Source organism: Pseudomonas purpurea, from assembly GCF_039908635.1.
GTDB lineage: Bacteria > Pseudomonadota > Gammaproteobacteria > Pseudomonadales > Pseudomonadaceae > Aquipseudomonas > Aquipseudomonas purpurea.
Map to the genome: position 1 here is coordinate 5,815,155 of NZ_CP150918.1, position 15,031 is coordinate 5,830,185.

The window sequence follows — 15,031 nt, forward strand, 5'->3', positions numbered from 1 at the left end:
GTTACCGGTTTTACGACTGCTGCGCAGCCGAGCGGGAGCAAGCTCCCTCGCCACAAAGGGGCGAATTTCGGTCAAACACTTTGGCCGTATTTATCCCCTTTTGGCCTTTCCTGTCGTTCTCTGAATCACCGCGCGCCGCAAGACTGTGTTCAACCGAATCAGCCTGCGGAGAACAAGAACAATGCTGACGATCTACTCGCACGATCACCACCTGCACCACGGACGCTGCGAATTGATGGACGGGCAACTGATGCCCTGCTTCGAAATGCCGTCACGGGCCGATCATGTTCTGGAGCGCGTTCGACACCGTGGGCTGGGGCCGGTGGAAGCGCCGCAGGACTTTGGCCTGACGCCGATCCAGCGCATTCACAGCCGCGACTATCTCGACTTCTTCAAAGGCGCCTGGCAACGCTGGACCGAGTACGAGCGCGACGGCGATCTGCTGCCCTACACCTGGCCGGCGCGCACCCTGCGCACGGTCATCCCGAAAAGCCTGCACGGTCAGCTCGGCTATTACAGCTTCGACGGCGGTGCACCGATTACCGCCGGCACCTGGCAAGCGGCGTACAGCGCGGCGCAAGTCGCGCTGACTGCCCACACCGCGATCCAGCGTGGCGCCCACAGTGCATTCGCCCTCTGCCGCCCGCCGGGACATCACGCCGCCAGTGATTTGATGGGCGGTTATTGCTACCTCAACAACGCCGCCATCGCCGCCCAGGCCTTCCTCGATCAGGGTCACAAGAAAGTCGCGATCCTCGACGTCGACTACCACCACGGTAACGGCACCCAGTCGATTTTCTATGGGCGCAGCGACGTGCTGTTCGCTTCGATCCATGGCCATCCGGAAGCCGAGTTTCCGTTCTTCCTCGGCTACGAAGACGAACGCGGCGAAGGGGCAGGCGTTGGCTACAACTTCAACTACCCTCTGCCCTCAGGTTCGGGCTGGGATACCTGGAGCACCGCGCTGGAACAGGCCTGCACAGAGATCGAACGCTACGGCGCCGACATCGTGGTGGTGTCCCTGGGCGTGGACACCTTCAAGGACGACCCGATCTCCCAGTTCAAGCTCGACAGCCCGGATTACCTGGCGATGGGCGCCCGCATCGCGGCCCTCGACAAGCCGACCCTGTTTGTGATGGAAGGCGGTTACGCGGTGGAAGAAATCGGCATCAATGCCGTGAACGTTCTCGAAGGTTTTGAAAGCGCCCAGTGAGGAATCAGAACAATGAACAGACTCAAGCGTTTTATCGCGCCGGCACTCTTCACCACAGTGCTGTGCGCCACGGTTCTCAGCAGTGCCGCTCACGCGCAAGAACGCACCCTGCGGGTGTACAACTGGTTCGACTACATCACCCCCAAGGCGCTGGAAGATTTCAAGACCCAGAACAGCCAGACCAAACTGGTCTATGACATCTTCGACACCAACGAAGCACTGGAGGCCAAGCTGCTCACCGGCAACTCAGGTTATGACGTGGTGGTGCCGTCCAACGTGTTTCTCGCCAAGCAGATCGAGGCCGGGGTGTTCCAGCCACTGGACCGCAGCAAACTGCCGAACTGGAACCACCTTGATCCCAAATTGATGAAGCTGATCGAAGCCAACGACCCCGGCAACAAGTTCGCCGTGCCGTACATGTACGGCACCATCCTGATCGGCTTCAACCCGGACAAGATCAAGGCTGCGCTGGGGGACAACGCGCCCGTGGACAGCTGGGACCTGATCTTCAAGGAAGAGAACCTCAGCAAGCTCAAGCAGTGCGGCGTGGCACTGCTGGATTCGCCATCGGAAATCCTGCCGCTGGCCCTGCAACATCTCGGCCTGGACCCCAACAGCAAGAAGCCGGCGGACTACGACAAGGCTGAAGCGCTGCTGATGAAGATCCGCCCGTACATCACCTATTTCCACTCGTCCAAGTACATGGCCGACATCGCCAACGGTGACATCTGCGTCGCGGTCGGTTATTCCGGCAGCTTTTCCCAGGCCGCCAACCGCGCCAAGGAAGCCAAGAACGGCGTGATCGTCGACATGCGACTGCCGAAAGAAGGCGCGCCGATCTGGTTCGATATGCTGTCGATCCCCAAAGGTGCGAAGAACCCGGAAGACGCCTACACCTTCATCAACTACCTGCTGCAACCGAAGGTGATTGCGCCGGTCAGCGATTTTGTCGGTTACCCGAACCCGAACAAGGACGCCACGGAACTGGTCGACCCGGCCATCCGCAACAACCCCAACCTGTACCCGACCGACGCAGCGATGAGCACGCTGTACACCCTGCAACCGCTGCCGCGCGATGCTGAACGGGCGCGGACACGGGCCTGGACCAAGATCAAGTCCGGAACCTGAATAACTGGCGCCATTGAAGACCCGCCCCGTGCGGGTCTTTTTTTGCCTGACGATATTTAAGTACCGCCAGCCTCCTCGTGCGACCCACTACTTTCCGAGTCTCTGCCCCGGTCAAAAAGGAAAATGACCATGACACAAACGTCCACAACCATTCCCCCAAGCAACGCAACGCTGCTGCTGGACAGAAGTCATCTGGCCAGCCTGGCCAGTCAGGGCCCCACGCTCGACGACGTCAGCTCGCAAGTGCTGCGCAAAGCACTGAAACAGCTTTATCCGCAGCTCGACATCGACCCCGACCAAACACTGATCGTCACTCCAGGATGGCGCCTGGAGGATGGAACCTTGAGTGCCGACACGCCATACGTGGAGACATTGACCCGTGCGCTGGTGCATCTGAGCTGGAGCGCAGGTGTCGCCAACTTCATCGAGGGTGAACACTTCTTGACGTCTGATCCCCTTACCAGGCCTCCCGTTCATCTCGCTGTCAGTGTCGAAGACATAGCCCAATTGTTGAACGATCACATCCCCCTGCTATCCGTCGAGTTTCAACAGTGCGAACTGGCTTTCTGGAATCAGGCGATCAACGGTCAACCCCGCTGGCATGGACTCTGCGAGACGCTGAGAAACGCGTTCAATGTCCAACAGGCAAAGGGCTGGAACGCCGATCAATGCGCCGTGGCCCGTGCGGTATACAACTACCCGGACAAAACCGAACGAGCGGTGAAAAACACTGAAATTCCCAATATCGAAGCCTGCCTGATCGACGTAGACAACAGCGAAACCACCAACACCAACCACCTCATGCTGGGAGGCGCGATTGTTCTGAAGGCAACTTACAAACAGCGCGAGCAGATCATGCTGTACACGATAGAAGGCGGTTACGAGGCCTTCGATTCTCTGGAGCAACTGGGCGCGTCGCTACCCGCCCGGATCGACATGAACCTGGCAGGTCGCATGCTCAAGTGGCGACTGGTCGAGCCAGCAGGCAACATTTTCGATCACATGGCCTGGGCGCTGATCGGCTCTCAAATGGACGCCATCGAAGCACTCATCCCCTCGGGGCCGACGGCCGGGACCAGAACACCCCCTGGCTTGCGCACGGCGGTCACCCCGGCAGAACATTTCAGCCCCGCCGACAAGAACCGCATCGAGCAGCTCGAGGCGGCCATACCCGATTGGTTATCAAACGCCTCGGCCAGTCACTTGCAAGACTACAGCCACCGTCTCTCCCGTCTGGGAAAACTGCGGACCGCCTCAAGCCCGAACGATATTCCGCTGATAGGTGCGTACGCGCAGACCAAAATGCGTGAAGCCATCGAAACGGACAAAGCCGCCGAAGGGGCTGCGCAGCTGCCGCTCGATGACCTGCAAATCACGCTCACCAACAGTTTCACCGCTGGCGGCTTTACCTTGCCCAACCCGCTTGACAGGCATATCGAAAGCCTGGGTGATTTCGCCCTGGAAAATACCGCCCCTTACCTTGCAGAACTGCATTTCAAAAACAACGATCCCGTCCCCCAATGGCTGACCGTTGATTACCTCACTGCCATGGCCGCCCAGGTCAATGTCGGCAAAATCTATCCGCAGTTGCTCAAGAGCAAACTGATCGATGATCCGCTGCAAGTCGCGCTACAGAAGCAGCGCTACGTCAGCCAGTTGCCCGAACTGCTACAGCTCAAGGCGCTGGAGTGCATGCTTGAACAGGAAGGCGGGGTCGATGAAACAGGCTATCGCTATATCCGCGAACTGATGGGCATCGCACTCGGAGAACCGCAACAAGGTGCTCTCGATATCGTGATTCGCCCCCTCACGTTCAAGCCCCGGCATCGCCTGCTCTCTGGCGGTGACACTGTCACAAACATGTTCATCATCAGCCAGCGCAATAAGCCTGCTGCTCCGTGCCTGCTTTACCGGCCATTGCTTGAGCAACCTCTGTTGCAGTTTGTCTCGGAGGCAAACCTGATTTACGCCCTGCACCAACCGGGCGCGCTGCGCGACTCCATATTGGCGTGGCTTGAGACCCCGGCGCTGAGCTTCGAATATGCGCAATACGTCTTTCCCGTGGGCCTGCCTTCGCCATGGCTGGCGGCTCAGTCCGATATCGATACATTACTCACTCTGGACCTGATCGGGCCCATCGACCTGGGCGCCGAAGAGGTCGTCGGCGACCTATTGGCCGCCCTGTTTCACAGTAACGCCAGCGCCATGATCGAGCAGGCGGATCGGCAGTCACTGTCCAATGGCGAAAGACGCTGGGCACTCTTGAAGGACAGCGCCTGGGCAATCTTCAACGTTGCATCAACCTTCTTGAGCGGGCCTGTGGGGACCGCCGTCTGGGTGTGGCAAAGCATCAACGAGATCCAGCAAGCGCTCGATGCCCATGAACAAGGCGACACGCTGGTCGAGTGGAGCTCATTGGGGGATGTGCTGATGACTCTTGCGATTGTGCTGACTCACCGCGCGTACAAGCAGCGTTACAGCGAGTGGGCTGGGCCGTCGCGCAAAAAACCAGCGCGGGAGCTGCCGCCATCTCCAGCACCACATCCATTACCCGAGCCGGCACCCGCACTCGCGATAATTTCCATGGACCCCTTGGTATTTGAACTGCCCGCAAACCATGCCTCATCGCTGGAGATCGGCGTATCGGCCCCTCGTCGCTCAGGTCCGACACTGGACGCCTTTCTGGACACGCTCAAGGTCTCTGCGCCAGATTTGAACAGCACCGGGCTGAAGACGCTGAATGAGAAACCGCCCCATCTGTATCAGCTCAATAATACACACTATGCACAGGTCGGCGAGCGCTGGTTACAGGTCAGTATCGATGACGAAGGGGAAGTCCATATCCTCAATCCGGAACACCCCTTGCGCCCGGGCCCGTTACTGACTCATGACCCGCACGGCAAGTGGAAAGTCGATACACGGCTGCGGTTACGTGGCGGTGGTCCGAAAAGCCGTTTGAAAGCCTTCAAGCAAGCAAAGGAGAACCGTAAACACCAACTCGACACTCAGTTAGAGGCATTCAAGGGCCAGGAGAAAACCCATCAGGAAGCACTCGATCGCCTCCAGAGCGCTATGGTTCAGGCTACCGACGAGAACCTCAAAACAACGTCCAGGCTTTACGCCGACAAGCTTGATGAACGGATCAAAAACTATGGGGAAGCCCTCAAACAGCTACGCGAATGGCGTTCGCTGGGCGGTGAAACCGGTTACGCCTACGACCTGTTGCGTCTCACCACCGAGCAGGAAAAGTTCTTGTCACTCTGGTTCACGGTGAAGAAACACCAATACGCTCGGCTCACGCAAAAGCTGCAGGAGCAAGCTCCTATCAACAGTGCTGAACCCGTGCGCGGGAGCCTGACCGACATCGAGCAAGCAACCGCACTGGGCAACGCACTCATCGAACGGCTCGAGCAGTCAAAAGCCGCCCTGGCAGGCCTCAAGGTACTGGGCCACGCAGGGCTCACCGCGACCCAAAGCATCGCCAGGCTCCTGCCAAAATTCACCCGACTGGACTTCAAGGCCAACGAAATCGGCATGTCCTACGAGCTGTGCCTTGAAGAACGATCTGACGAGGCCATGCCACAGGCTCGGGCAGCAATCGCCGATATTGTGGTCGATGCCGCCGACGCCAGCCATGAAGTCGCGCAGATGATGAAACAGTCGAGCGACACCGAGCCTACCGAGGAGCGCATCAAAAAACTCTCCAGGCTGGCCGATATCTACGCCGATACCCATCAGCGTATCCAGGACCTGCCAACCCGATACCCCGGGATGGTCCGGCAAACGCCGCTCGACCACCTTCAAGCGCTGATCTCCGAGTTTCAGGCACTGACACTGACCCAGCTCGACGGCTTGCTTCCCGAAGCCGAAGAAACTTTCCTCAAGGAACCTCTTGAACCTGTCGTTGCAGGGCCGTCGCGGCCCAGAGCCAAAGTCACCAAGACCCGTCCACGGGTCGCGAAAAGTGAACAACCCCAAGCCACCAAGCAGGGGGAAGAACAGGAGGCGTTTCAGAAGCTCGTCCCCCAAAACGCTCAACCAGCCAGGCTGGTCCTGGATGATCTCGATACCATCGCTGCCGCGCTGAACCTCAACCTGGACGTACACGACTTCATCAGACGCACTAACCGGGATGCCGAACGTGCAAACCGAATCCCTGCCGATATGCAGTACCTGTTTGATCAACAGGCGCTCAAACTGGAAGAGTCTGCAACGAACCTCGACAGGGCCATGAGCAACATCAGAAGTGCCGGTAAACAACTTCCTCCCATATCAGGCCAGAGCCGGGATATGCGTGAAGCCGCTATCGAGCTTCGTAAGGAGGGCATCCGTACCCGCACGAAAATGCTCAAGAAGCGCAAGCCCAGGCAGGAGTACTTTCAATGGTTAAACGAAAATCAACAGATCAAAATCGTCCGCAACGAGCAGGGCAGGATCAGAACCAAGGGACGCAAGGACTACTTTCAGGAATACCGGATTCTCGACACCACCGACAATGACCAGGAACTATGGGTTGCGCACTTCCACTACGAAACACTTGAGAGCAACGCCACTCAACCCACCGCAGCCCACCTGAAAGTATCTGAAAAATACCTGACGACGCTGGAGACCGAGCTTCGACAACAATTGGCCACTCTTCAACCGATTGACTATGTACTGCGTCGAATCACCAGTGCATCTACCCAGTCACTGTTCCTGACACTTGAGCCCCGGTGATACGTAAAAAGGCTGGTTGCCAGCCAGCCTTTTTACCGACGCCAGGCACTGCGCAACCGCGTCAGCGCCGACTCGATAGCCGCTTCCGGCACCGCCGCAAACCCCAGCACCAGCCCCGCCCGCTGATCCACCGGAGTGCTTGAGTCCAGTAGCCAGTAGCTGCTCAGGCCGTTGATCTCGACGTCGACGCTGGCGGCCTTTTCGATCAGCTCAAGCTCACGGGCCTGACTCTCGACCGGCACAGTCATATGCAACCCTGCCACCACATTCGGCAGGCTGCCCATTCCTGGAGTATCCACAGGCCAGCCGGCCAGCACTGTGTTGCGCCGGCTCAGCGCTGCACGGCGCATACGGCGGATATGCCGCTGAAAGTGCCCGGTGGCCATGAACTCGGCCATCACCACCTGAGTGCTGACCTCGGAGTGCCGCACGTCCACCGCCCGGCGCTGGGCAAACGCCTCCACCAGCCCCATCGGCAACACCAGATAGCCCAGGCGCAATGCCGGAAACGCGACCTTGCCGAAGGTCCCGACGTAAATCACCCGGCCGTGCCGATCCAGCGCCGCCAAGGGTGCCAGGGGGGCGCCACTGTAGCGGTACTCGCCGTCGTAATCGTCTTCGATGATCCAGCCCTCCGTGCGCTCGGCCCAGGCCAGCAACTCCAGACGCCGGGCCAGGCTCATGATCACCCCGGTCGGGTACTGATGAGACGGCGTGACATAGGCCAGTCGGCAGTCACTCAGGCCATTGAGTTCCGCGCAGTTAATGCCGTCGCTGTCCACCGAGACACCCTGCAACCGCGCCCCGGCAACCGCGAAGGCATGGCCGGCGGCGCGATAGCCTGGGTTTTCCACCGCGACCCCATCACCGGGCTCGACCAGCAGCTGTGCACAAAGGCTAATTCCCTGCTGCGCGCCACTGGTGATCACAATTTGCTCAGCGCTGCACTGCATGCCCCGCGAACTGCGCAAGTAAGCGGCGATCATGCCACGCAAACGCTCGTCACCCTCCGGAGCGCCGTAGCACAATTGCTGCAAATCCGGCTTGCGCCAGAAAGCCGCATTCAGCTTGGCCCAGACCTCGAACGGAAACAGATCGAAGGCCGGAATCCCCACCCGAAACGCCCTCGGCGGACCACCCGCAGGCTTGGCCAGATGATGCTGTTCGACCCTCTCCAGCGCGCCACCGTGGATAACTTTACTGGATGTAATCACAGGTAAATTCAACCAATTTGTGGATAACCCTGTGGGTAAGCCTGTTGAAAACCCTGTGGATACTTTTGTGGATAATTTTTTCGTGGGGAACGCGGCCTGCGGCAATTGAGCCACATACGTACCGTCGCCAACCCGCCCTTCGATGAAACCTTCGGCATAGAGCTGGTCGTAGGCACGGACCACGCTGTTGCGGGAAATCGCCAGGGCTGCCGCCAGATCACGGCTGGCGGGCAACCGCGTGCCACTGGCCAGGCGGCCATCGAGTACACGCATGCGTAAGGCTTGATAGAGCTGGCGGCTCAGGCCCTGGCGGCGATCGAGTTCGATACCGGCGGGGTTGAACGACAAGGACAGCGGCAGGCTCGTCATCGCATTGGACCTCTTGAATGGGTCGGTAATGGCTCTTACAACAGACCAATAGCCTGCCTAGGATGCAGACATTCGCCAAGGAAAATCTCCATGTACACCCCCAGCGCCTTTGCCATCGACGACCTCCCTTCCCTGCATCAGCAGATTCTCGACACGCGCCTGGCCATACTGGTCACTCACAGCCCGCAAGGCTTGCAGGCCAGCCATCTGCCGCTGCTGCTGAGCCCCGAACAAGGGCCCAATGGCACCCTCTACGGCCACCTCGCCCGCACCAATGCGCAGTGGCAGGCACTGGAAGCCGGGGCCGAGGCGCTGGTGATCTTTGCCGGGGCCGATGCCTATGTCAGCCCCTCGTTCTACCCCGCCAAAGCCGAACACGGCAAAGTCGTACCGACCTGGAACTACGTGGCCGTACACGCCTATGGCACGGCCGACGTGTTCAGCGACGCCCATCGCTTGCGCAACCTGGTCAGCGCCCTGACCGATCGCCATGAAAGCGGCCGCGCCCAACCGTGGAAAGTCGACGACGCGCCCTCCCACTACATCGATGGCATGCTCAAGGCCATCGTCGGGTTCGCCCTGCCGATCCAGCGCCTGGAAGGCAAACGCAAACTCAGTCAGAACCGCAGTACCGCAGACATCGCCGGCGTACGTGAGGGGTTGAGCGTCAGCCCCGACCTGCACGACCAGGCCCTCGCCCACTTGATGCCCAAGGAATGAACATGAGTCAGATCGAGATTCGCCGTGTCACCGCCAACGACCACGCCGCCTGGCTGCCGCTGTGGCAAGCCTACCTGCGCTTCTACAACACGGAACTGCCGGAGGCCGTCAGCCACAGCACCTGGCAGCGCTTCCTCGACCCGAGCGAACCGACCCACGCCGCCCTCGCCTGGGCCGATGGCAAAGCGGTAGGCATGGTGCATTTCATCTACCATCGCTCGAACTGGAGCATTGAAAGCTCCTGCTACCTGCAAGACTTGCTGGTGACACCCGAAACACGTGGCACCGGTGTCGGCCGCAAACTGATCGAGTTCGTCTACGCCACCGCCAAGGGCCGACGGTTGCACTGAGGTCCATTGGCTGACCCACGAAACCAACGCCACCGCGATCCAGCTCTACGAGCGTATCGCCGAGCGTCTGGGTTACATCCAGTTTTGCAAAACCCTTTAAGGTTCAAGGAGAGCAACATGCCGACTTCACTCGCCGACTGGAAAGGCGTACCGCCTCCCTCGGTTCAACTGATCGAAGGGCGCTTCATTCGCCTGGAAAAACTCGACCCTGCGCGTCACGCCGACGGCTTGTTCAAAGCCCTGCAAGGCCCGGGCGCCGACCCGAAGCTGTGGGATTACTTGCCTTACGGTCCGTTCCCGGAGCGCAGCACGTTCAACGACTGGCTGAACAACCACGCCGCCAGCAGCGACCCGTATTTCTTCTGCGTGATCGACCGCGCCAGCGGCGACGTGCAAGGCATGCTCAGCCTGATGTCGATCGTCCCGGCCCAGGGCCGCATCGAAATCGGCCACGTCACCTTCGGTGCGCCGATGCAGCGCTCACCGAAAAGCACCGAAGCGGTGTACCTGTTGGCCAAGGAGTCGTTCGCCCTGGGCTACCGTCGCCTGGAATGGAAGTGCAACAACGGCAACGCCCGCTCCAAGTACGCCGCCGAACGCCTGGGCTTCAGCTTCGAAGGCGTCTTCCGCCAACACATGGTGGTCAAGGGCCAGAACCGCGACACGGCGTGGTACTCGATCCTGGACTCGGAATGGCTGGCGATTGGGGCGGGGTTTGAAAAATGGTTGTCGGATGAGAATCAGACAGCGTCAGGTCAGTTGAAAAGCCTGCTGGAATGCCGCGCCTGACACCGTGAACCGCCATCGCGAGCATGCCCAAATACCAGTCAATCAAGGGGCACAACCCGTGGGAGCCCGTTCGCTCCCACAGGAGATCGGCGCACATCCACCCCCTCAGCTGATCGTGCGTCGAATCTTCACCACGCCCATTTGCATCCCGAATGGACGGAACACGGCATTAAGTGATTTGAGCGTCTGATTCCCTTCTCCGTGCTCAATGTGCACCAGCGTGCGCACCGAGATTTTGCACATCTTGGCGAACTGGCTTTGGTGTAAACCGGTCACCTCAACCCGCAATCGGCGTACCGCCTCGCCAATGGCCAATGTGTCGTTGGCTAACCCTTGCTGAATACTTTCGATCAGCAGCGTTCGCTCTGCCACTGTCATGCTCATTGCAGTCCCCACTCTCTAAAACGTTGCTCAAGGTGTCGCAGAGCAATGCGAGGGTGATTCATCGTCACCTCAGGCAGACCGCTTTCGGTCAGTATGTCCGGCAGTGCCCGCAAGCGATTGGCTTGCTCGCGCAACCGCTCGAAGACCACCTGCGAATCGACAATCCCCGTTAATGCATTACAGACGCCACGCCAATCGACATCCCCCGCCACCTCCAGATCCCGTGGCCATTTTGTGGTCCGAGTGATGCCTTCGTCGTCCATGACCATCGGTGCCAGGTCGTAGATCGGCGCCAGTTCAAACGAAGCGTCACGGCGGATGATCGCGGTGTTACGTCCGTGGTTATCGGAGTTGCCCAATATTTTGTTGAGCAGGTCGCGACGCAAGTAATCCACCACCAGATCCTCAATCTGCGCCCCTTGCCCTGCAGCCTCCCAAAGGTCAGAGAGAAGCCGGATCACCACCATGTGATCCATGGCACTTCCTGGAGTAGTCACTCCGGCCAGCGAGTAAATCGACTCAACCGCCAGCCGCTCGACACCCTGCTCGCTTAAACGACGGTCAAAACGCTGCATCCACAAACTGGGTTTTGTCGCTTCTTCCAAAGCCAGCCCTGCTGTCGCCACGGTGTCGATACCGAGCGTTTGCAGCGCCTTGTAGTAATGGAATTCGCTTCTGAGGATGTCTTTATCGGTTTGTGTGCCTTGGTTACGGGCGAACTTCACAAACCAGTGCTGTGTCACCTCGGTGTCATCCAGCACTGCATCCGGATACAACAGGCCTTCGCGGTTTTCTGTCAGCAACAGCTTGGGCGCTTCACCACCTGCCCCCGTCGCACCACCAATGGCCGCACCTTGTTCGTAGGCGTATTCCAGAAAGCGATTGTCGCGCGAGATCACGTCGTCACGCGCAAAGCCCACTGCCGGGCGGCTGCTCAGTGTTTCAAGCGATTCCTTGATCCGCATATTGCCAATGGGGCCCGGTGTACTGCGTGCCAGTAAAAACAGGTCGGCGCTGATGCCCTCTGGCTTGTCGTGACCAATGCGCGTCATAAGGAATCGTTTGGCTGCCCCCGCAGGCGCAATGTCGTGCAAAAACGCCGGAACCGCCGGGGTTCGCTGGCCCTCCCAGGCAATGGGAACATTGGCACTCACAGCCCGAGCGAAAGGACTGGGTATGTCAAAGACGTTGTCGATCAGATAACCCAACTCATAGCCAAAGCTACACCGACTGGCGAAGCCTTGCTCCGGGTCATCGAACGTCAAGACCATGGCGTCCTGCCATTCCCCGCTCGCATGTATTTGTAATGTCAGCTCCAGCATTGCGTGCTCCTGCAATTTAATGCACTTGCGTAGGCTTAAAATACGACATGCATGCAATATAGTGCACATGCTCAGTCCGCGCACAGCCAAAATCTGCATTTAAATGCAAACAGAAGATAATCCCAGGCAAACTCGTGCATTAAATTGCATCTTCACGCGATTGAAGCCCATCCATCAATCCGTACAAAACCTCTGCCTGCTAGACGCAGGGTTGATCACGGTGGCAGACGAGTTTCCAAGCCTTCGCCAATCGATCCATCCGAGAACGATGTAAGGAAAAACGTCAGTGCACGGAGGCCAATCGTTATGCTGTCTCGTGGACGGGGCCTTTGCTACAACCGAAGCTCCAGCGTCTTTCGAAAGCGCCGGAAATGCCCGGCATCGGAGCATACGCCCAGCCTTTTAGAGTTCGACCTCCCCAAGGAAGAGGTCGCATTCAATGCCCATTCTGCACACTCATCGCCCACACCATCTTGCCCTGGCAATCGCCCTCGCCTTCGGCGGCATCGAAATGTCCCACGCGCAGCAAACAGAGCCCGCCGTCACCGAGGCCAAGCCCCATCCCGTAAAAGCCAAAAAAATTACGAAGCCCAAATCCAAGATCCTCGTGCCCCCTGCAATGGAGCCGGTCACAGCCGATCGCAATCGCAGTCAGGCGATTCCCGTTAATGATCCGTTGCTCGTCGACACGACCCTTGACGACAATGAACCTGCGGCGCCTGAAGGATTGATCGCTGCGCTGACGCCTGAACTCCCAGCCGAAGTGGCTAAAAACGCCCCTGATGCGGTGCAACAGGGCGTTGATGGGCCCACGGTCCAGGAGCTGTTCAGCGCTTTCGCAGCGGCATCCACCACTCACCACACCCATATCGAAACCACGGATGGCTTTGCCGAAAAAATCAGTGATGGCAATGACCTGGTGATCCTGACCACCGGTGCCCGGCAGGAGGGCATCATCGATGGTGGCGGTGGCTTGAACGGTTTGAAACTCAATGCCGTCGAGGGTGGCACGCTGGGTGAAACCCGCAACTTCAGGGGACTGCTGGTGGAACAGGGTGTCTGGAACCTGACCGGCTTCAACGACTTCAGTCATGGCGTCGGAGTCCTCAACGCAAGCACCCTGTACAACCAGGGCAGTATCGCCGGCGATGTGATGGTCGAAACCGGTGGCCTCTACGGGGGTGCCGGCTCAGTCAACAGTCTGTTTGTAGACGGCGGCTTGTCGGTCAGTTCAGCGCTTGGCGCCGCCAGGGTTCGTCAGGACTTGTACCTGAACGAGGGCGCCATTGTGTTCTACGGCATCGACACCGAAGGCCGAAGCGCTACCGTTGTTGTCGAAGGTACGGCGACCATCGGCGGCGCCACGCTGGCAATCAATGCAGCCAATGCCGATCACCCGCTGACCAGCAAGCATGCCGTGCTTCAGGCTGGCAACGTAGTGGGAACATTCGCCGCCGTCACCAACAACCTGGCGTACATGACGCCCACCCTGACCTACACCGACACCTCTGTCGACCTGACCTATGCCCGCAACGATGTGCCACTGAAAAGCGCCGCCACCACCGACAACGCCCGCCAGGTCGCCAACAGCCTCGAATCCGAAAAGCCTGCTGAAGCACCTGCCCCCTCTGCTCCCGCCATAGCCAGCACAACGCAAACACCGAAGACGGTTGCGAACAATACCGCCGTCAATGCACTGCTCACGACTAGTATGTCCACCGCTGGAGCAGCACTGGAGCAACTGGCCGGTGGCAGCAACGCCAACCTCGCCAATGCCACCTTGAGCAGCGTTCGGCCAGTGAGTGCCAGCATGCTTTCAGCCATGCGCCAGTTGAGCAACGACGCGAGCCAGCAAGACCGCTCGACACCACAACTTGCCACCGGTCACGGCACCCACGGTCGGGTCTGGGTTCAGGCTCTGGGCAACACCTCCACGGTCAACGGTCACCAGAGCAGCAGCGTGCTGAAGCAGCACACTCACGGCCTGGTAGTCGGCGCGGACTGGTCACTCGACAGCGAATGGCGCGTGGGTGTGCTGGGTGGCAAATCACAGACCCGTCTCGACGGAACACAGCTCGATGGCGATCTCGACAACTGGTACCTCGGCGCCTATGCCCTGCGCCAAAGTGGCCCGCTGGCACTGCGGTTCGGCGCGACCTATGGCAGTCATGACGGAACCACCAAACGCAATATTGCCTTCAACCGCTTCAGCGACACCCCCAAAGGCAGCTATGACGCCAGCAGCCAGCAAGCCTTTGCCGAACTCGGTTACAACCTGGGCAGCGGCCGTTTAAGCGCGGAACCCTTCGTCAACCTGGGCTATGAGCGCTACCAGCGCGACAGCTATCAGGAGAAAGGTGGCGCCGCAGCCTTGAAGGTCGACAAGCAAATCCAGGACAACCTCAACAGCACCTTTGGCCTGAGGTTGGCACATCTGAGCCCACTGGATAACGGTATGAGCCTGACCCCTCGCATGAGTGCCGGCTGGAAGCACACGTACGGCGACATCAGCCGCTCTACGCGACAGGCATTGGTGTCGGGTGGAAAGGCGTTCAACGTTCAAGGCAGCGCACTGGATCGGGACAATGTGCTGTTGGAAGCAGGGCTGGATCTGGCCGTTTCGACGCAACACACCCTGAGCGTTGCCTACAACGGCGAGGTTGGTAGCAACAATCGCGACAATGGCGTGATGGGTCAGTGGCGGATGAGCTTCTAATGCACTGACACCTCAGTGGCGGGGGAGCTTGCTCCCTTGCTCACAACAACAGCGCCCCCAAACAGCGGACAAAAAAAGGGGAGCACATGCCCCCCCGAGGTTTAAAGCGT

The 15,031-nt window shown here is 59.2% G+C and carries 9 protein-coding genes and 1 pseudogene; 7 read left to right on the plus strand and 3 right to left on the minus strand.

What is annotated here, in order from left to right; translation table 11 throughout:
* Positions 1 to 181 precede the first annotated feature (181 nt).
* From AABM54_RS26365 to AABM54_RS26375, 3 genes are all read left to right on the plus strand, one after another.
* On the plus strand, positions 182 to 1,213 hold the full coding sequence (locus tag AABM54_RS26365) for a histone deacetylase family protein (RefSeq protein ID WP_347902801.1): 1,032 nt from the start codon (positions 182 to 184) through the stop codon (positions 1,211 to 1,213).
* A 12-nt stretch (positions 1,214 to 1,225) separates the two neighbouring features.
* Entirely contained in the window at positions 1,226 to 2,341 is a 1,116-nt protein-coding gene (locus AABM54_RS26370; protein WP_347902802.1) for a polyamine ABC transporter substrate-binding protein, read from the plus strand.
* A gap of 129 nt (positions 2,342 to 2,470) precedes the next feature.
* Entirely contained in the window at positions 2,471 to 7,057 is a 4,587-nt protein-coding gene (locus tag AABM54_RS26375) for a hypothetical protein (RefSeq protein ID WP_347902803.1), read from the plus strand.
* 32 nt (positions 7,058 to 7,089) lie between these two features.
* Here the strand turns inward: AABM54_RS26375 and AABM54_RS26380 are convergent, their stop codons facing one another.
* A complete protein-coding gene (locus AABM54_RS26380) occupies positions 7,090 to 8,640 on the minus strand; it encodes a PLP-dependent aminotransferase family protein (protein ID WP_347902804.1) in 1,551 nt (516 codons plus the stop codon).
* A gap of 90 nt (positions 8,641 to 8,730) precedes the next feature.
* On the opposite strand from AABM54_RS26380, the gene AABM54_RS26385 reads away from it, so the two are divergent.
* The 3 genes and pseudogenes from AABM54_RS26385 (at position 8,731) to AABM54_RS26395 (ending at position 10,499) form a co-directional block, all read left to right on the plus strand.
* Positions 8,731 to 9,360, plus strand: coding sequence for an FMN-binding negative transcriptional regulator (locus AABM54_RS26385; RefSeq protein ID WP_347902805.1), 630 nt, complete (start codon positions 8,731 to 8,733; stop codon positions 9,358 to 9,360).
* Positions 9,361 to 9,362: 2 nt separating this feature from the next.
* A pseudogene (locus AABM54_RS26390) lies at positions 9,363 to 9,810 on the plus strand (N-acetyltransferase family protein).
* A 17-nt stretch (positions 9,811 to 9,827) separates the two neighbouring features.
* Complete coding sequence (locus AABM54_RS26395; RefSeq protein WP_347902806.1) at positions 9,828 to 10,499, plus strand: GNAT family protein; 672 nt, start codon at positions 9,828 to 9,830, stop codon at positions 10,497 to 10,499.
* 105 nt (positions 10,500 to 10,604) lie between these two features.
* Here the strand turns inward: AABM54_RS26395 and AABM54_RS26400 are convergent, their stop codons facing one another.
* Both AABM54_RS26400 and AABM54_RS26405 read right to left on the minus strand, forming a co-directional pair.
* Positions 10,605 to 10,883 carry a helix-turn-helix transcriptional regulator gene (locus tag AABM54_RS26400; protein ID WP_347902807.1) on the minus strand — a complete coding sequence of 93 codons (279 nt, stop codon included), beginning with the start codon at positions 10,881 to 10,883 and terminating at the stop codon, positions 10,605 to 10,607.
* Positions 10,880 to 12,205: a HipA domain-containing protein gene (locus tag AABM54_RS26405; protein ID WP_347902808.1), complete on the minus strand. Its 1,326-nt coding sequence runs from the start codon at positions 12,203 to 12,205 to the stop codon at positions 10,880 to 10,882. Before AABM54_RS26405 ends, AABM54_RS26400 begins: the two co-directional genes overlap by 4 nt.
* Positions 12,206 to 12,644: 439 nt before the next feature.
* Between AABM54_RS26405 and AABM54_RS26410 the strand changes: the two genes are divergently transcribed.
* Positions 12,645 to 14,921, plus strand: a complete 2,277-nt coding sequence (locus AABM54_RS26410) for an autotransporter domain-containing protein (RefSeq protein ID WP_347902809.1) — start codon at positions 12,645 to 12,647, stop codon at positions 14,919 to 14,921.
* Positions 14,922 to 15,031: the final 110 nt, after the last annotated feature.